Source organism: Streptomyces sp. A0592, from assembly GCF_004795115.1.
Lineage (GTDB): Bacteria > Actinomycetota > Actinomycetes > Streptomycetales > Streptomycetaceae > Streptomyces > Streptomyces erythrochromogenes.
In genome coordinates, this window is record NZ_SSBM01000005.1 from 16,977 (window position 1) to 34,484 (window position 17,508).

Annotated in this window: 17 protein-coding genes; 13 read left to right on the plus strand and 4 right to left on the minus strand. The window is 72.6% G+C overall.

The window, feature by feature from the left end; translation table 11 throughout:
- Positions 1-141: 141 nt before the first annotated feature.
- The 3 genes from E6U81_RS09320 to E6U81_RS09330 form a co-directional block, all read right to left on the minus strand.
- Entirely contained in the window at positions 142-801 is a 660-nt protein-coding gene (locus tag E6U81_RS09320) for a response regulator transcription factor (protein ID WP_136229879.1), read from the minus strand.
- Between the two features lie 300 nt (positions 802-1,101).
- Complete coding sequence (locus E6U81_RS09325; protein ID WP_240803731.1) at positions 1,102-2,403, minus strand: sensor histidine kinase; 1,302 nt, start codon at positions 2,401-2,403, stop codon at positions 1,102-1,104.
- Positions 2,404-2,755: 352 nt separating this feature from the next.
- On the minus strand, positions 2,756-3,955 hold the full coding sequence (locus E6U81_RS09330; protein WP_136229644.1) for a sensor histidine kinase: 1,200 nt from the start codon (positions 3,953-3,955) through the stop codon (positions 2,756-2,758).
- 147 nt (positions 3,956-4,102) lie between these two features.
- Here E6U81_RS09330 and E6U81_RS09335 point away from each other — a divergent pair, with 147 nt between their 5' ends.
- From E6U81_RS09335 to E6U81_RS09395, 13 genes are all read left to right on the plus strand, one after another.
- Positions 4,103-4,510, plus strand: coding sequence for an NADH-quinone oxidoreductase subunit A (locus tag E6U81_RS09335; RefSeq protein WP_030388327.1), 408 nt, complete (start codon positions 4,103-4,105; stop codon positions 4,508-4,510).
- On the plus strand, positions 4,501-5,094 hold the full coding sequence (locus E6U81_RS09340) for an NADH-quinone oxidoreductase subunit B (RefSeq protein WP_037918876.1): 594 nt from the start codon (positions 4,501-4,503) through the stop codon (positions 5,092-5,094). Before E6U81_RS09335 ends, E6U81_RS09340 begins: the two co-directional genes overlap by 10 nt.
- On the plus strand, positions 5,091-6,434 hold the full coding sequence (locus E6U81_RS09345) for an NADH-quinone oxidoreductase subunit C (RefSeq protein WP_136229645.1): 1,344 nt from the start codon (positions 5,091-5,093) through the stop codon (positions 6,432-6,434). Before E6U81_RS09340 ends, E6U81_RS09345 begins: the two co-directional genes overlap by 4 nt.
- The gene (locus tag E6U81_RS09350; protein ID WP_136229646.1) at positions 6,431-7,399 is read left to right on the plus strand and encodes a complex I subunit 1 family protein; all 969 of its coding nucleotides are present in this window, start codon (positions 6,431-6,433) and stop codon (positions 7,397-7,399) included. The genes E6U81_RS09345 and E6U81_RS09350 overlap by 4 nt, the downstream gene beginning before the upstream one ends.
- Positions 7,399-8,013, plus strand: a complete 615-nt coding sequence (locus E6U81_RS09355) for an NADH-quinone oxidoreductase subunit I (protein WP_136229647.1) — start codon at positions 7,399-7,401, stop codon at positions 8,011-8,013. The genes E6U81_RS09350 and E6U81_RS09355 overlap by 1 nt, the downstream gene beginning before the upstream one ends.
- 14 nt (positions 8,014-8,027) lie before the next feature.
- Positions 8,028-8,627: an NADH-quinone oxidoreductase subunit J gene (locus E6U81_RS09360; protein WP_136229880.1), complete on the plus strand. Its 600-nt coding sequence runs from the start codon at positions 8,028-8,030 to the stop codon at positions 8,625-8,627.
- Positions 8,627-8,998 carry an NADH-quinone oxidoreductase subunit NuoK gene (gene nuoK, locus E6U81_RS09365; RefSeq protein ID WP_136229648.1) on the plus strand — a complete coding sequence of 124 codons (372 nt, stop codon included), beginning with the start codon at positions 8,627-8,629 and terminating at the stop codon, positions 8,996-8,998. The genes E6U81_RS09360 and nuoK overlap by 1 nt, the downstream gene beginning before the upstream one ends.
- Positions 8,995-11,043, plus strand: coding sequence for an NADH-quinone oxidoreductase subunit L (locus tag E6U81_RS09370; protein ID WP_136229649.1), 2,049 nt, complete (start codon positions 8,995-8,997; stop codon positions 11,041-11,043). Before nuoK ends, E6U81_RS09370 begins: the two co-directional genes overlap by 4 nt.
- Before the next feature lie 38 nt (positions 11,044-11,081).
- Entirely contained in the window at positions 11,082-12,635 is a 1,554-nt protein-coding gene (locus tag E6U81_RS09375) for an NADH-quinone oxidoreductase subunit M (protein WP_136229881.1), read from the plus strand.
- On the plus strand, positions 12,632-14,173 hold the full coding sequence (locus E6U81_RS09380; protein ID WP_136229650.1) for an NADH-quinone oxidoreductase subunit N: 1,542 nt from the start codon (positions 12,632-12,634) through the stop codon (positions 14,171-14,173). Before E6U81_RS09375 ends, E6U81_RS09380 begins: the two co-directional genes overlap by 4 nt.
- 218 nt (positions 14,174-14,391) lie before the next feature.
- Positions 14,392-15,255, plus strand: coding sequence for a zinc metalloprotease HtpX (gene htpX / locus E6U81_RS09385; RefSeq protein ID WP_060179538.1), 864 nt, complete (start codon positions 14,392-14,394; stop codon positions 15,253-15,255).
- Entirely contained in the window at positions 15,252-15,644 is a 393-nt protein-coding gene (locus E6U81_RS09390; RefSeq protein ID WP_030842592.1) for a YccF domain-containing protein, read from the plus strand. The genes htpX and E6U81_RS09390 overlap by 4 nt, the downstream gene beginning before the upstream one ends.
- A 110-nt stretch (positions 15,645-15,754) precedes the next feature.
- Positions 15,755-16,279, plus strand: coding sequence for an SMI1/KNR4 family protein (locus E6U81_RS09395; protein WP_136229651.1), 525 nt, complete (start codon positions 15,755-15,757; stop codon positions 16,277-16,279).
- Here the strand turns inward: E6U81_RS09395 and E6U81_RS09400 are convergent.
- Entirely contained in the window at positions 16,263-17,498 is a 1,236-nt protein-coding gene (locus tag E6U81_RS09400; RefSeq protein WP_136229652.1) for an amino acid permease, read from the minus strand. The two genes, E6U81_RS09395 and E6U81_RS09400, sit on opposite strands and share 17 nt — an antisense overlap.
- Positions 17,499-17,508: the final 10 nt, after the last annotated feature.

The following is a 17,508-nucleotide window of genomic DNA, read 5'->3' on the forward strand; positions in this document are numbered from 1 at the left end:
CTCCTTCGAGGCGTGCGCACCCCCATGACCCACCCTACGTCGGTAGGGATCAGGCCCCCAGGAGCGCCCACATTCTGGACCGTAGGACCGCCCCTTGAGACAGCCCTGCCGGTATGCCGTATCTGACAGAGTGTCAGTCGATCAAGACTTCAGGTAGGTGAGAACGGCCAGTACACGCCGGTGATCCCCGTCACTCGGCGACAGGCCCAGTTTCATGAAGATGTTGCTGACGTGCTTCTCCACCGCGCCGTCGCTCACGACCAGCTGCTTCGCCACGGCGGAATTGGTGCGCCCCTCGGCCATCAGAGCGAGCACCTCGCGCTCGCGCGGCGTCAGACCCGCCAGCACGTCCTGCTTCCGGCTGCGCCCGAGCAGCTGGGCGACGACCTCGGGGTCCAGGGCGGTACCGCCCCGGGCCACCCGGACCACCGCGTCCAGGAACTCGCGCACCTCGGCCACCCGGTCCTTCAGCAGATACCCCACTCCGGTACTGGAACCGGCCAGGAGCTCGGTGGCGTACTGCTCCTCCACGTACTGCGACAGCACGAGCACACCTATCCCGGGGTGGTCGCGCCGCAGCCGTACGGCGGCCCGCACGCCCTCGTCGGTGTGCGTCGGCGGCATCCGCACGTCCGCCACCACCACGTCCGGCAGCGCATCCTCGGCGGCGAGGTCCGCCACCGTCTTGATCAGGGCTTCCGCGTCCCCGACGCCCGCCACGACGTCATGCCCCCGGTCGGTCAGCAACCGGGTCAGGCCCTCGCGCAGCAGCACTGAATCCTCGGCGATGACCACCCGCACCCTGTCGTCCACGATTCAGCAGCTCCCGCATCCACTCGTTCCCGTACTGCCCGACTCAGCCAAGCATCCCAGCCTTGAGTCCCGGTGAAGGCAGAGCCGGGACAACACGTGGGCGTACGGGGGGAGTTTTCACATGCGGATGCGCCTGCGCCTGCTTCGCAGGGGCGCGGCGCCCGGGGGAGTCCGAGGCGTCGGGCCCGGGGCCGGCGCACCGGGAAGCGGCGCCGCCCCGGACGCGCGCGGGACCCCCGCCCACCCCGGACGGGAGTCCCGGCCTGCATCCGGATCCGGCTGCTGCGGCTACGCCCGCCACGGCAGCTCGGCGGTGACCGTCGTCCCCCCGCCGTCGGGGGAGTCGACGACCAGCACCCCGTCCACGGCGTCCAGCCGCTCGGCGAGCCCCGCCAGCCCCGTCCCGTCCCGCAGGCTCGCGCCGCCCCGGCCGTCGTCGGCGACCTGGAGCAGCAGCCGCCCCCCGGACTTCCACACGTCCACCGAGGCGGACCGCGCAGCGGCGTGCTTGCTGATGTTCTGCAGCAGCTCCGAGACCGTGAAGTACGCGATCCCCTCGATGGCCGCGGCCGGCCGGGCCGGCAGGTCCACGGCCACCCGTACCGGCACGGTGCACCGCGACGCCACCGCGGACAGCGCCGCGTCCAGTCCGCGGTCCGTCAGCACCGCCGGGTGGATCCCGCGGGCCAGGTCCCGCAGCTCCTGGAGGGCGATCTTCACCTCGCCGTGGGCCTCGTCCACCATGCGGGCGGCGGCCCGCGGGTCCTCGCCGAGCTTCTCCTTCGCCAGCCCCAGGTCCATCGCCAGCGCCACCAGCCGGGCCTGCGCGCCGTCGTGCAGATCCCGTTCGATGCGCCGCAGGTCGGCGGCCGCGGTGTCCACGACCACCCCCCGGTCGGACTCCAGCTCGGTGAGCCGGCTGTCCAGCCGCGACGCCCCCAGGAGCCCGCCGACCATCACCCGGTCCACGGTGGTCAGGGCTCGGATCAGCCATGGGGTGGCGAGGGTGAGGGCCAGCCCGACGAGGCAGGTGAGGGCGATCTCCGCCGGGGAGTCGAGGTAGAAGGAGTAGTCGCCGTTCTGGAAGAGCTGGAGCCCGGGCTGGTCGGTGTACGCCGGGAAGACCCAGAACCACAGCGGGTACAGCAGGTACGCCCAACCTGCCGCCCAGAACGTCAGTGCCAGGCAGAAACCGAACACCGCCCACGGGAAGTGGATCACGGAGTACAGCACGTGCCGCCAGGCGCTGCCGCTCTTGAGCACCGCGCCCATGGCGGCGAGCGCCCCGCTCTTCTTCGCCCGGATCGGCGCGGGCTCGATGACGCCGGCCCCGAGCAGCGCGCGCACCCGGGCCCGCTCCACCCGGCCGAACCCGCGGCACATGGCGAGGACGCCCGCCAGGACCGGGACGCCGACGAAGGTGACGAGCAGCCCGGCCCCCAGGCTCACGCCGGCGATGGCGAGCGAGAAGTACAGGGTGCTCAGCGGCAGCCCGACCAGCAGGTACGCGAACTCCCGCCAGGTCCGCCCCGCCACCGGGGCCCGCAGCACCGCGCCGACACCGCCACGCCTGCCCTTGCCGTCGTTCATGTTCCGACCCCGCCCTTCCGCTCCTCGGCCACACCCCAACCCTCCCGTCCGCCCCCACCCCGCAACCATCCGGCGGGTAGGCCTCTCCACCCGGGGGATAACCCCACCACCCCGGCGCCTTCGGCCTCCGGGCCCGCCACCTGCCCCCTCCGGACCGATTCAGCCCGCCGGGGGTCCCGCGACCCGGACCCCCGGACCCTCCGCCGCACCCTCCAGCCCCGTCGGCGTTTGAGGCGCGGGGCGCGGGGCCGAGCCCCGGAGACGGCGGGCAGCCGGACGCACGAACGGGACCCCCGCCCACCCCGGACGGGAGCCCCGCTCAGCCTGGCCACCGGCTACGGCCGGCGCGGCCTCAGCCCCGGCCCCGGCCCGGGACCCGGTCACGCCACGGCAGCTCCGCCGTCACCACCGTCCCCTCCCCCTCGGGGGAGTCCACCACCAGCACCCCGTCCACCGCGCCGAGCCGCTCCGCCAGCCCCGCCAGCCCGCTCCCGCCGGTCGTATCGGCCCCGCCCCGCCCGTCGTCCGACACCCGGATGATCAGCCGGGCCCCCGCCCGCCAGACCTCCACCGTCGCGCCCCGCGCCCTCGCGTGCTTGCTCACGTTCTGCAGCAGCTCGGACACCACGAAGTACGCGATCCCCTCGATCGCCTCCGCCGGCCGGGCCTCCTGCCCCGCAGGCAGGTCCACCAGCACCTTCACCGGCACCACGCACCGCGCCGCCACCGACGACAGCGCCGCGTCCAGCCCCCGGTCGGTCAGCACGGCCGGGTGGATCCCGCGGGCCAGGTCCCGCAGCTCCTGGAGCGCCAGCTTCACCTCCCCGTGGGCCTCGTCGACCATCGCCGCCGCGCCCTCCGGGTCCTCCAGCAGCTTCTCCTTCGCCAGGCCCAGCCCCATCGCCAGCGAGACCAGCCGCGCCTGCGCCCCGTCGTGCAGATCCCGCTCGATGCGCCGCAGGTCGGCGGCCGCCGTGTCGACGACGACGCCCCGGTCCGACTCCAGCTCCGCGATGCGCCGCTCCAGGTCGTCGGAGGGCGACAGCAGGCCCCGTACCATCGCGCGGTCCGCGTTCGCGAGCAGCCGCACCAGATACGGCAGCACCGGCCACAGCACGAACAACCCGGTCAGGACTACCGTGAAGGTGAGCACCGCCCAGGGCAGCCGGATCAGCTGGTACAGCACGGTCCGCCAGGCGACCGGATCCTTGATGCTCGTCCACAGCCAGGGGAAGAATCCGCCGGACCGCCGCGGACCGGGGATCGGAGTCGGCTCCTCCACCCGTACGCCCAGGAGCAGTCGGGCGCGGGCCCGCTCCAGCCGTCCCCATTGCCGGGACAAAAACAGACCGACCGCAAGCAAAGGAAGTCCGATCGCGGTCACGGAAAGACCGCCCGCGGTGGAAACCATGACCACCGCGTAAACGAAACCCAGGATCGCCTCAGGCAGATTGGTCACCAGATGGGCGATTTCCTTCCACGTGGCGGCGCTGAATACGGGCCGCACGCGAGGAGGGCTGTCGTTGTCGGCGATGGCATGGCTCATGGTCATGCGCCACAGCCTGTCAAGCGCGGCTCGCTGATGCCATGGGGTGGCCGGGGTGCTGTGAACGGGGGATAACCCCACCCCGTGTGAGGCAGGCCCTAGACTCCCGTCCGTACCAGATCGTCGACAGTGACCGAGGAGCGAGGAACGGACGTGCCCGAACCAACGGTATCGACCGTAACCGTGCTCGCGGCGGACTACTTCCGGAGTTATTCGGTCGTCGGCCTGCTGGCGGTCCTCGGTGTGCTCTTCGTGGCCGTCGCCTTCGGCGCGGGCCGCCTCCTGCGGCCCGTCGTCCCGACCCCCGAGAAGCTGCTGACGTACGAATGCGGCGTGGACCCCGTCGGCGAGGGCTGGGCGCACACCCAGGTCCGCTACTACGTCTACGCCTTCCTCTACGTCATCTTCGCCGTCGACTCGATCTTCCTGTTCCCGTGGGCGACGGTGTTCGCCGCCGCCGGTTACGGCGCCACGACCCTGGTCGAGATGTTCATCTTCCTGGGCTTCCTGGCCGTCGGCCTGCTCTATGCGTACAAGAAGGGCGTCCTCGAATGGACGTGACACCTCAGCCGGAGCTGCTCCCGGAGCCCAAGCGCCTCGGAGTCCTCTCCCGTCTGGCCCCGGAACCGATGAAGGTGGTCCTGAACTGGGGCCGCCGGTACAGCCTGTGGGTCTTCAACTTCGGCCTGGCCTGCTGCGCGATCGAGTTCATCGCCGCCTCCATGGCCCGGCACGACTTCATCCGCCTCGGCGTCATCCCCTTCGCACCGGGTCCGCGCCAGGCCGACCTGATGATCGTCTCGGGCACCGTCACGGATAAGATGGCCCCCGCCGTCAAGCGGCTCTACGAGCAGATGCCCGAGCCGAAGTACGTCATCTCCTTCGGCGCCTGCTCCAACTGCGGCGGCCCGTACTGGGACTCGTACTCGGTGACCAAGGGCGTCGACCAGATCATCCCCGTCGACGTCTACGTGCCCGGCTGCCCGCCGCGCCCGGAGGCGCTCCTCCAGGGCATCCTCAAGCTCCAGGAGAAGATCGCCCGCGAGTCGCTGGCCGATCGCTACGCCTCGGGGCCGTCCGTCTCGCAGCTGACCAGCGGCCTGGTCACGGCCCCGCCGGCACCCGGGCAGGGGGCCGGCGCGTGAACCTCTACGACTCCCTCCCCGACGCCGCGCCGGCGGTCTTCGGCGCCGAGGCCGTCGCCGAGCTCTCCTACGACGTCCTCACGGTGGACGTGCCCGTCGGGAGCTGGATCTCCGCCCTGGAGATCGCCCGGGACAAGCTGGGCTGCACGTACTTCGACTGGCTGAGCGCCGTGGACGAGCCCGGCACCGGCTTCCGGGTCTGCGCCCACGTCGCCTCGCTGGAGAACCACCGCGTACGCCGGCTCCTGCTCCGCACGACCGTCCCGCACACCGCCCCGTCCCTGTCGTCGGCCGTCGCCGTCTACGCGGGGGCGGAGTGGCACGAGCGCGAGACGTTCGAGATGTTCGGGATCACCTTCACCGACCACCCGCACCTGGTGCACCTCCTCCTCCCGGAGAACTTCGAGGGACACCCGCTGCGCAAGGACTTCGTGCTGGCCGCGCGCGTCGCGAAGGCCTGGCCCGGTGCGAAGGAGCCGGGCGAGGCCCACGACCCCGACGCCCCGAAGCGCCGTCAGATGCTGCCGCCCGGCGTGCCGGACCCCAACGACTGGGGACCGATGAAGGGCCAGCTCCCGCCGGCCCCGGCCCGCCCCGCCCGTACCCCGCGCGCCGCCGGAGCGGCCGGCGCCGCCGCCCGCGCCCCGCGCGAGGGCGCCCCCGTCCGCCGGACCCGCTCGGTCGCCGAGGGCTCGGCCACCCAGGCCGTCGAAGCCGCCACCCCGGAGAGCCCGGCCCGCCCGCCACGCCGTACCCGCTCGGTCACCGAAGGCTCGGCGAGCCAGGCCGCCGAGGCGGCGGCCCCTTCGGGCGCCGGGGCTCCCGGGGCCCCGGCCCCCCGCACCGGCCCGGCGGCCGACGGTTCCCCGAGCCGGGCCGCGGAGGCCCCTCCGGCCACGAACGCCCCCGAAGCCCAGGCCCGCCCGGCGCGCCGCACCCGCTCCGCCGCCGAAGGCTCCGCGAGCCAGGCCCCGGCCGCCGGGGCCGGGGCCGGGGCCACGGACGATGCCGCTCCGGGGACGGAGCCTGCGGCCCGCCCCGCCCGTCGTACCCGTTCCGCGGCCGACGGCTCCGCGAGCCAGGCCGCAGGCGAGTCGGCGCCGTCGCGCCGCACCGGCCCCCGCAGCTCCGATGCGCCCTGGCACGACCCGAAGCCCGCCTTCGACGCGCCGGCCCAACCCGCCCCCGAGCCGGGAGCCGCGCCCGCACCGGACCCCAAGGCCCCGAAACCCGAACCCGAACCCCGGCCCGCCCCGGAGGCCGAGACCGCCCCCGAGCGGCGCCCGGCCGAGCCGGAGACCGAGACCGACCCCACCACCGACACCGGAGGCACGGCGTGAACGACGTCCTCGACGTCGCCCTGCGGCTGATCGTCGTCTTCGCCGTCTTCCTCGTGCTCCCGCTCGTCGTCGGGCAGACCGAGCACAAGGTGATGGCCCACATGCAGGGCCGCCTCGGCCCCATGTACGCCGGCGGCTTCCACGGCTGGGCCCAGCTCGTCGCCGACGGCGTGAAGTTCGCGCAGAAGGAAGACATCGTCCCGGCCAATGCCGACCGCCGGATCTTCCAGCTGGCCCCCGCCGTCGCCCTGCTGCCGTACCTCCTCGTCCTCCTCGCCATCCCCATCGGCCCGGGCGAGGGCGCGGTCGGCCAGGTCATCGACGCCGGCCTGTTCTTCGTCCTCGCCGTCATGGGCGTCGGAGTCCTCGGCTCCCTCATGGCCGGCTGGGCCTCCGCGAACAAGTTCTCCCTGCTCGGCGGCCTGCGCACCGCCGCACAGCTGCTCGCCTACGAACTCCCCATGCTGCTCGCCGCCGCCTCCGTGGCCATGGCCGCCGGGACGGTCTCCCTCCCCGGCATCGTGGAGGCCTTCGCATGGTGGTGGCTGCCCTGGCAGATCGTCGGCGCCCTGGTGTTCTTCACCGCCGGCCTCGCCGAACTGCAGCGGCCCCCCTTCGACATGCCCGTCGCCGACTCCGAGATCATCTTCGGCGCGTACACCGAGTACACGGGCCTGCGCTTCGCGCTGTTCCTGCTCGCCGAGTACGCCGGCATCGTCGTCCTCTGCTTCCTCACCACCGTCCTGTTCCTCGGCGGCTGGCACGGCCCCTTCGGCGCCGAGGGCCTCGGCTGGGTCTGGACCCTGCTCAAGACCGCACTCCTCGCCTTCGTCGTGATCTGGCTCCGCGTGAGCTACCCGCGCCTGCGCGAGGACCAGCTCCAGAAGCTCGCCTGGACCGCACTCATCCCGCTCGCGCTCGCCCAGATCGCGCTCACCGGCATCGTGAAGGTGGCGATCCAGTAATGCCCATCCCCGGATCCGGCCTCGCCAAGGGCCTGGCCGTCACCCTGCGCACGATGACGAAGCGCTCGCACACGGCCCAGTACCCCGACGTCCAGCCCGAACTCCCGCCCCGCTCCCGCGGGGTCATCGGCCTGTTCGAGGAGAACTGCACGGTCTGCATGCTCTGCGCCCGTGAGTGCCCCGACTGGTGCATCTACATCGACTCCCACAAGGAGACGGTCCCCGCCTCCACCCCCGGCGGCCGCGAGCGCAGCCGCAACGTGCTCGACCGCTTCGCCATCGACTTCTCCCTGTGCATGTACTGCGGCATCTGCATCGAGGTGTGCCCCTTCGACGCCCTCTTCTGGTCGCCGGAGTTCGAGTACGCGGAGACCGACATCCACGAGCTGACCCACGAGCGCGACAAGCTCCGCGAGTGGATGTGGACCGTCCCCGCCCCGCCCGCCCTCGACCCGCGGGCCGAGGAGCCCAAGGAGATCGCCGCCGCCCGCAAGGCGGTGGAGAAGGCCGAAGCAGCAGCCGCGGCCGCCGCGGCGGCCGCCGCCGTTGAAGCCGCCGCCCAGGCTGCCGAGACCGAACCGCCGACCACCCCGACCCCGGAGTCAGACGCGTGACCCCCGCCGCCACCGTGGCCGCAGCCGCCACCACCGGGCCCGGTTTCCTGTCCCCGACCGGCGTCGAGATCGCCTTCCTCCTCGTGGGCCTCGCCACCTTCGGCGCGGCCCTCGTCACGGTCACCACCAAGCAGCTGGTGCACGCCGCCCTCTGGCTGGTCGTCGCCCTCGGCGGCATCGCCGTCGAGTACCTGCTGCTGACCGCCGAGTTCATCGCCTGGGTCCAGGTCCTGATCTACCTCGGTTCCGTGGTCGTCCTCCTCCTCTTCGGGCTGATGCTCACCAAGGCCCCCATCGGCCGCTCCCCGGACGCGGACTCCGGCAACCGGTGGGTCGCGCTCGGCGTCGCCGTCACCGCGGCCGTGGCCCTGGTCTGGGTGGTCGTCGACGCCTTCCGCACCACCTGGATCGACCTGGACGGGCCGGTCCAGGGCTCCACGAAGGTCTCCGGCGAGATCCTCTTCCAACACTGGGTGCTGCCCTTCGAGGCACTCTCGGTCCTCCTCCTCGCCGCCCTGATCGGCGCCATCGTGCTGTCCCGCCGCAACGACCCCGCCGACGCCCGTGACACCGACGCCCGTGACACCGACGCCCGTGACAAGGGGAAGCGCTGATGCACCTCGCCTACCCCGCCGTGCTCGCGGCGCTGCTCTTCTGCACGGGCCTGTACGGAGTGCTCGCCCGCCGCAACGCCATCCTGGTCCTGATGTCCGTCGAGCTGATGCTCAACGCCGTCAACCTCAACCTGGTGGCCTTCGACGTATGGCTGCGCGACACCCTGCACGCCGGCCAGGCCCTCACCCTCTTCACCATCGCCATCGCCGCTGCCGAGATCGGCATCGGCCTCGCGATCGTGCTGATGGTGTACCGCAACCGCGGCACCGCGGACGTCGACCGCCTGCGCGACACCGCCGAAGGCCACGAGCCCGGCCCGAACGACACCAGCGACAGCACCAGCACCGCCCGGCCGGAGGTCGCCGCGTGAGCACCACGACCCTCGCCGTCCTCGTCCCGCTGCTCCCCTTCCTGGGCGCGGTCGCGGGCCTGCTGCTCGGCCGCACCGCCCCCGGTTTCGTCCGCCCGCTCGCGATCCTGCCGACGCTCGCCGCCGCCGTCCTGGCCGTGACCGTCGCCGCCCGCCAGGGCGGCGGGCAGCCCATCAGCACCGCGACCGAGCTGACCCCGACCGGCTCGGTGCCGATCGACCTCTCGCTCTACATCGACGGCTTCGCCGCACTGGTCGCCGTCCTCGTCGGGGTCGTCGCCACCTGCGTACAGCTCTACTCGACGGCGTACCTCCGCGAGGACCCGCGCTACCCCTCGTACGCCGCCCTCGTCTCGCTGTTCACCTCCGCCATGCTGCTCGTCGTCTACTCCGGCGACCTGATGGTGCTGCTGGTCGGCTGGGAAGTCATGGGCATCTGCTCGTACTTCCTCGTCGGCCACTACTGGGAGACCGAAGCGGCCCGGTCCGCCTCCCTGAAGGCCTTCCTCGTCACCAAGCTCGGCGACGTCCCCTTCCTCATCGGCCTGTTCGCGCTCGCCACCGACGCCGGCTCCTTCCGGATCACGAAGATCCTCGGGACCGTCGCCGCCGGCGGACTCGACCACCCGACGCTGATCGCGCTGCTCCTGCTCGCCGGAGTCGCCGGCAAGTCCGCGCAGTTCCCGCTGCACACCTGGCTTCCCGACGCGATGGCCGGCCCCACACCCGTCTCCGCGCTGATCCACGCCGCGACGATGGTCGCCGCCGGCGTCTACTTCATCGCCCGCCTCCTGCCCGTCTTCGCGGCCTCCGCCGCCGCACTGGTGGTCATGGCCGTCATGGCGGCCGTCACGATGGTCGGCTCCGGCCTCGCCGCCCTCGCCCAGGACGACATCAAACGGGTGCTCGCCTACTCCACGATCGGCCAGCTCGCCTACATGACCGGCGCCCTGGCCGTCGCCGACCGCAGCGCGGCCGTCTTCCACCTCCTGTCCCACGGCGCCTTCAAGGCGCTCCTCTTCCTGGGCGCGGGCGTGATCATCCACGCCGCCGGTACGAACTCCCTGGCCGCCATGTCCCGGATGGACGGCCTGGCCAAGCGCATTCCCGACGCCTTCTGGACGATGACGATCGGGCTGCTCGCACTCGCCGCGATCCCGCCCTTCGCCGGCTTCTTCTCCAAGGAAGCCGTCCTCGTCGCCGCAGAGCAGACCGCCACCGGCCACTCCGACCTCGCCCCCAGTGCCGCCGGCTGGCTGGTGCTGATCGCCGGCGTACTCACCGCCCTGCTCACCGCCGCCTACGCCGCCCGGCTGTGGCTGATGGCCTTCCGCGGCCGGGGCGCGGCCGCCCCCGACCACGGCAAGGAGCCCTTCGCCATGACCGGCGTGCTGTGGCTGCTGGCCATCCCGTCGGTCGGCCTCGGCCTCGCGGCGGACTCCCTCGCCGACTGGTTCGACGGCAGGGCACTCACCCCGACGCTGGCCACATCGGTCCTCGGCACGGGCGCCGCCGTCATCGGCGCGATGCTCACCTACGCCCTCTGGCAGCGCGCGACGGTCAAGGCCGCCACGGCCCCCGCGGCCGGACCCGCCCGCAGCGCCGCCGCCGCCGAGCAGCCCGCCGCCGTCGCCGCCACGGTGTCCGCAGCCACCGCGGCCGCCGAGTCCGCGGCCGAGACGCCCGAGGTCGCGGAGGTCACCCACGAGCACCCCGCCGTCCCGGCGGGTCCCGCCGCCGACCCCGGCCGGGCCCTCCTTGGCCCCCTGCACCGCCACGCGGCCGACGGCTTCCACCTCGACGCCGTCTACGAGCGGCTGTTCGTCCGCCCCGTCCGCGGCGCGGCGAGCCTCGTCCGCTTCCTCGACCGTGAGGTCGTGGACACGTACGTCCGCGGCGCGGGCACCGGCACCCGGCTGCTCGGCAGCCTCGTACGCCGCGCCCAGACCGGCAACGTGCAGAGCTACCTGAGCGCCCTGCTCGCCGGCGCCGTGGTCCTGGCGATCGCCACCGCCGTCCTCGCCAACGTCAACGCCGGATCGTGAGCCGTGAGTCAGCCGTGATTGATATCAGCCCGTCCGTGATGCAGTTCCTTCTGGCGTTCATCGTGGCCGCACCGCTCCTCGGCGCCGCCGCGGCCCTCCTGCCGGCCCCGCCCGGCCTCAAGGGCCGCAGCCCCGAGCAGGCCGTGCTCCGCCACGGCGTGACCGTGACCGGCGTGATCCTCGCCGCGGCGATCGCCCTCGCCCTCGGCTTCGACCACGACGCCCCGTCCCGCTTCCAGGCGACGACGGACATCAGCTGGATCCCGGCGCTGGACGTCCGGATCCACCTCGGTGTCGACGGCATCTCGCTCCCCCTCCTCCTGATGACCGCGCTGCTGTTCTTCCTCTGCGCGCTCTACAGCTACTTCAAGCTCCCCGCAGGCCCGTCCCCGAAGGCCTTCGTCGCGCTGCTCCTCGTACTCGAGTCCGGCACCCTCGCGACCTTCGCCGTCCTCGACCTGCTGCTCTTCTTCCTCGCCTTCGAGATGGTCCTCATCCCGATGTACTTCCTCATCGCCCGCTGGGGCGGTGCCCAGCGGCAGGCCGCCGCCTGGAAGTTCATCCTCTACACGCTTCTCGGCTCCGTCGTCATGCTGCTCGGCCTCCTCCTCATCGGTGTGACGGCGGGCACATTCGACATGGTGGCACTCGCCTCTGACAACGGCCGCGAACTGTCCCACACCACCCAGCTGCTGGCCGTCCTGTCCATCGGCCTCGGCCTCGCCGTCAAGACCCCGATGTGGCCCCTGCACAGCTGGCTGCCCGACGCCCACACCGCCGCCCCCACCGTCGGATCCGTCCTCCTGGCCGGCGTCCTGCTCAAGATGGGCACGTACGGGTTCGTCCGCATCCTGCTCCCCATCACCCCCGACGGCATGGCCACCTTCGCCCCCTACCTGGGCGCCTTCGCCGCCGTCGGCATCATCTACGGATCGCTCGCCTGTCTCGCGCTGGCCCGCAAGGGGAACAAGGGCGACCTCAAGCGCCTCATCGCCTACTCCTCCGTCGGCCACATGGGCTTCGTCCTCCTCGGCATCGCCTCCATGACCCCCACCGGAGTCAACGGCGCCCTCTTCGCCAACATCGCCCACGGCCTGATCACCGGCCTCCTCTTCTTCCTGGTCGGCGCCCTCAAGGACCGCTACGGCACCGCCGACCTCGACACCCTCGCCGGAGCCACCGGCGCCGCCCTCTACGGCCGCGCCCCCCGCCTCGGAGCGCTCCTCGCCTTCGCCGCCGTCGCCTCCCTGGGCCTGCCCGGCCTGGCCGGCTTCTGGGGCGAGATGCTGGCCCTCTTCGGCGCCTTCGACCCGGCCGGGGGCCTGCCCCGGGCCGCGTTCCTCACGTACACGGCCATCGGCGCGTTCGGCACCCTGCTCACGGCCGCCTACCTGCTGGTCGTCGTACGGCGCGTCTGCATGGGAGACCCGAAGGCCGGCCCCGAGCTCGCCGTCGCGGACGTCCAGCGGTACGAGTTCGCCGCCTGGACCCCCCTCGTCGCCCTCACCGTCCTCGCCGGCCTGTGGCCCGCGCTCCTCCTCGGCCTGACCGACCCGGCCGTTCAGCAGCTCCTCGCAGGAGGCAACTCATGACGGCCCTGACGGTCCTCGCGGCCGAGACCCCCAGCCTGGTCCAGTCCGTCGACTGGCTCGCCGTCGCACCCGTGGTGATCACCGCCGTCGTCGGCCTGGCCGTCCTCGTCGCCGACCTCTTCGTCGCCGAGCGGCACAAGCCGGTCCTCGGCTGGATCTCGGTGGCCGGCCTCGCCGCCGCGACCGCCGGCCTGCTGCCGCTGCGCGCCGGCGACCGCTCCACCTTCTGCCTCACCGCCGACCCGGAGGCCTGCAGCTACGTCGCCGACCACTTCACGGTGGTCGTCCAGTTCCTGGTGCTGGCCGGCGCCCTGCTCACCGCCCTCCTGTCGGTCACCGCCGTGCGCGACACGCGGATGCCCGCCGGCGAGTACTGGTTCCTGCTGCTCTCCTCCGCCGCCGGCGCCGCCCTGCTGCCCGCCTCCCGCGACCTCGCCACCCTGATCGTCGCGCTGGAGGTCGCGTCCCTGCCCGCCTTCGCGCTCGTGGGCATGCGCCGCGGCGACCGGCTCTCCTCCGAGGCCGCCCTGAAGTTCTTCCTGTCCTCCGTCACCGCCACCGCCGTGTCGCTGATGGGCATCAGCTTCGTCTACGCCGTCACCGGATCGCTGCACCTCACCCAGGTCGCGGACCGGCTGGAGGACGTCCCCGGGCAGCTCGACACCCTCGCCATGGCCGGTGTCGCGCTCACCCTGGTCGGCTTCGCGTTCAAGACCGCGGCCGTCCCCTTCCACTTCTGGGTCCCCGACACCTACGTCGGTGCCCCCCTGCCGATCGCCGGCTACCTCTCGGTGATCGGCAAGGCCGTGGGCTTCACCGGCCTCATCCTCGTCACGGTGATCGCCTTCCCGGCGTACTCGCAGGTCTGGGGCCCGGCCGTCGCCGTCCTCGCCGCGCTGACCATGACCCTGGGCAACGCCGCCGCGGTGCGCCAGTCCGCGGACCGCCCGAACAGCGCCGTACGGCTGCTCGCCTGGTCCTCGGTCGGCCAGGCCGGCTACCTGCTGGTCCCGATCGCCGCGGCCGCCTACTCCGAGCGCGACCAGATCGGCTCCACCCTCGCCTACGCCCTCATGTACGCCGCGGTGAACCTCGGCGCCTTCGCGGTGGCCGCCCTCGTCGCCCGCACCAAGCCGCTCCACCGCATCAGCGACTACCGCGGCCTGTACGCCGAGCGCCCGCTCGCCGCACTGTCCCTGGCCTTCTTCCTGCTCTGCCTGGCCGGCCTGCCGCCGGGCATCATCGGGCTCTTCGCCAAGGTCACCGTCTTCCAGTCCGCCGTCGACGCGGGCCTGGGCTGGCTGGCCGTGCTCATGGCGATCAACGTCGTCATCGCCCTGTACTACTACCTGCGCTGGACGGCGCTGCTCTTCCGTGCGCCCGAGGGCGCGGAGGGCTCGGAGGGCGCGGGAGCCCGTACGAAGGCCCCCTGGCCGGTCGCTGCGGCCATCGTCGCGACCGCGATCACCGCGGTCGTCCTCTCGGGCGCCCCGCAGCTCGTCCTGCGCGTCGCATCGGGGAGCCTCTTCACGCAGTAGCCACGCAGTAGCCCGTACCCGGGCGGTTGCCCCGTACGGAGTAACGCACGCGGCGGCCCCGCCACCCCCGCCGAGGGGGCGGCGGTGGGCCGCCGATCCGGCACGCCCTGGGAACCAGACGCCCTCACCTCGCGTTGACCAGGAAGGGAGGGTCCACTGGACCGTAGACCCTCAAATCCATGACGGGCTCCCCTGCCGCACCACTTGGAGGGCGTACCGTGCACCGCCGGCACAACGGGCTCAAGACCGCCGTACTCCTCGGCGGGCTGTCCGCAATCATCATCCTCATCGGCAGCTTCTTCGGACGGACCGGCCTGATCGTGGCCGTCATCGTTGCTCTAGGGACGAATGCCTACGCGTACTGGAACAGCGACAAGCTGGCTCTACGCGCGATGCGCGCCCGCCCCGTCAGCGAGTTCGAGGCCCCCCAGCTCTACCGCATGGTGCGCGAGCTCTCCACGTCCGCGCGCCAGCCCATGCCACGGCTCTACATCTCACCCACCGAGGCCCCGAACGCCTTCGCCACCGGCCGCAACCCGCGCAACGCCGCGGTCTGCTGCACCGAGGGCATCCTGCGCATCCTCGACGAGCGCGAGCTGCGCGGGGTCATCGGCCACGAGCTCAGCCACGTCTACAACCGGGACATCCTCATCTCGTCGGTGGCCGGGGCACTCGCCTCGGTGATCATGTTCCTGGTGAACTTCGCCTGGCTCATCCCGATCGGCCGGTCGAACGACGACGAGGGCCCCGGCCTGCTCGGCATGCTGCTGATCATGATCCTGGGCCCGCTGGCCGCCTCGGTGATCCAGCTGGCCATCAGCCGCTCGCGCGAGTACGAGGCGGATGCCTCAGGAGCCCAGCTCACCGGAGACCCGCTCGCCCTGGCCAGTGCCCTGCGCAAGCTCGACGCGGGCACCAAGCAGCTCCCGCTGCCGCCGGAGCCGCGTCTGGAAACAGCGAGTCATATGATGATCGCCAACCCGTTCCGGCCAGGTGCGGGCCTTTCCAAGATGTTTTCCACCCACCCTCCGATGGCCGAGCGCATCGCCCGGCTCGAACAGATGGCAGGCCGCCGCCAATGAAGACCATCCTGAACGTCATCTGGCTCATCCTCAGCGGCATCTGGCTGTTCCTGGGATACCTGCTCGCGGGTGTGCTCCTCTGCATCACCATCATCGGTATCCCGTTCGGCATCGCCGCCTTCCGCATCGCGGTCTACGCCCTCTGGCCGTTCGGCTACACCACGGTCGAGCGCCACGACGCGGGCGCGCCGTCCTGCATCGGCAACGTCCTGTGGCTGGTGCTCGCCGGCTGGTGGCTGGCCCTCGGCCACATCGTCACCGGCATCGCCCTCTGCGTCACGATCATCGGCATCCCGTTCGGCATCGCCAACTTCAAGATGGTTCCGCTGTCCCTGCTCCCGCTGGGCCGCGAAATCGTCCCCACGGACGCCCCGTTCGCCTCCCGCTGACCACACGCAACCGATCGTTCGACACCGCGCCGCGGACGGGCCAGACCCGTCCGCGGCGCAGTTGTCCACAGGGGACGCGGGTTGTCAGTGGTGTGCGTCACCATGAATGCATGGACGAGACCGAGCAGTTGCTGGAGCAAGTCGCAGACCGTGCGCGCAACTCCGCACGGGCCCAGGGAAAGCCCCTGCCCAGGCCGCTGGGCGCCGGGGAGATCGCCCGAGCCGAGGGCATACTCGGCTTCGCCCTGCCGCCCCTGCTCGCCCGGCTCTACACCCGCGTCGGGGACGGCGGATTCGGCCCGGAGCACGGGCTCCTGCCGCTGCGTCAGGCCCTCGGGGCGTACGAGGCCCAGCGGGCCTCCGGCTGGCGGTGGCCCGAGGCGGTCCTGCCCGTCGCCGACCTCGGCTGTGCCATGTACGCCTGCGTCGACTGCAGATCCGAAACCGCCCAGGTCCTGCTGTTCGACCCGAATCCCGGGGAGCCGGACCTCGCCTGGTCCGTCGACGCACCGGGCCTGACGGGCTGGCTGCGCGGCTGGCTCGACGGCACGGCGTGGTTCTGCGAGGAGTCCGTCCTGGGGGAGGACCACGACCTGGAACTCGCGCCCTGGGCGGAGTTCAGATCCCGGATCTGAGCCCGCCTCGCACCCGGTACGCCACGGCGCCCAGAGCCAGCACCGCGGCCCCCGCGACCGCCGACGCGAGAGGCAGCGCACACGCCAGCACCACACAGCCGGACAGCCCGACCGCTGCCACGGCCCGCCCCTTGACAGCTGAATCGAGAGTCCACGCAGAAGCGTTCGCGATCGCGTAATAGACGAGCACTCCGAAGGAGGAGAAACCGATCGCGCCCCGCAGATCGGCGGTGGCCGCGAGCACCGCCACGACCGCGCCCACCGCGAGCTCGGCATGGTGCGGCACCCGGCGGCGGGGGTGTACGGCGGCCAGCGCGCGCGGCAGACGGCCGTCCCGGGCCATCGCCAGGACCGTCCGCGACACCCCGAGCACGAGGGCCAGCAGCGAGCCCACCGCGGCCAGGGCCGCACCCACCCGGACGACCGGCACCAGTTCCGGCGCGCCCGCCGCCCGGACCGCGTCGGCCAGCGGGGCCGCCGACCCGGCCAGCCCCTCGACCCCGAGCACCGGGAGAACCGCCACCGCCACCGCCGCGTACACCAGCAGCGCGATCCCCAGCGCGAGCGGCACCGCCCGCGGGATCGTCCTTTCCGGATCACGCACCTCCTCGCCCAGGGTGGTGATCCGCGCATAGCCCGCGAAGGCGAAGAACAGCAGGCCGGCGCCCTGCAACAGCCCGAAGAGGGACCAGTCCGCCCCGGCGGGCCGCTCGGGTGCGGCCGCACCCGAGGACAGGCACACCACGACCACCCCGGCCAGCACCGCCAGGACCGCCGCCACGATCAGCCGGGCGATCCGGGCCGACTTCTGGACACCGCCGTAGCTCGCGGCGGTGACCGCCACCACCGCCGCCACGGCCACGGCGTGCTCGCGCCCGGGCCACACGTAGGCACCCACCGTCAGTGCCATGGCCGCGCAGGACGCGGTCTTGCCGATCACGAACGCCCAGCCGGCCAGGTAGCCCCAGAAGGGGCCGAGCCGCTCCCGCCCGTACACGTAGGTGCCGCCGGAGGCCGGATACCGGGCGGCCAGCCGCGCCGAGGAGTGCGCGTTGCAGTAGGCCACGAGAGCCGCCACCGCGAGGGCGGCGAGGAGCGCCCCGCCCGCGGCCCGGGCGGCCGGGGCGAACACCGCGAAGACCCCGGCGCCGACCATCGCTCCGAGCCCGACGACGACCGCGTCGAAGACCCCCAGGGTGCGCTTCAGCTCGTTCTCCACCGGGGGAGGG

What these genes read in the sequence shown, in the direction of transcription:
- E6U81_RS09325 (WP_240803731.1), bottom strand. Translation starts at nt 2,403, where the DNA reads ATGAACGACGGCAAGGGCAGGCGTGGCGGTGTCGGCGCGGTGCTGCGG.
- E6U81_RS09330 (WP_136229644.1), bottom strand. Translation starts at nt 3,955, where the DNA reads ATGACCATGAGCCATGCCATCGCCGACAACGACAGCCCTCCTCGCGTG.
- E6U81_RS09340 (WP_037918876.1), top strand. Translation starts at nt 4,501, where the DNA reads ATGGACGTGACACCTCAGCCGGAGCTGCTCCCGGAGCCCAAGCGCCTC.
- E6U81_RS09355 (WP_136229647.1), top strand. Translation starts at nt 7,399, where the DNA reads ATGCCCATCCCCGGATCCGGCCTCGCCAAGGGCCTGGCCGTCACCCTG.
- nuoK (WP_136229648.1), top strand. Translation starts at nt 8,627, where the DNA reads ATGCACCTCGCCTACCCCGCCGTGCTCGCGGCGCTGCTCTTCTGCACG.
- E6U81_RS09375 (WP_136229881.1), top strand. Translation starts at nt 11,082, where the DNA reads ATGCAGTTCCTTCTGGCGTTCATCGTGGCCGCACCGCTCCTCGGCGCC.
- E6U81_RS09380 (WP_136229650.1), top strand. Translation starts at nt 12,632, where the DNA reads ATGACGGCCCTGACGGTCCTCGCGGCCGAGACCCCCAGCCTGGTCCAG.
- E6U81_RS09390 (WP_030842592.1), top strand. Translation starts at nt 15,252, where the DNA reads ATGAAGACCATCCTGAACGTCATCTGGCTCATCCTCAGCGGCATCTGG.
- E6U81_RS09395 (WP_136229651.1), top strand. Translation starts at nt 15,755, where the DNA reads ATGGACGAGACCGAGCAGTTGCTGGAGCAAGTCGCAGACCGTGCGCGC.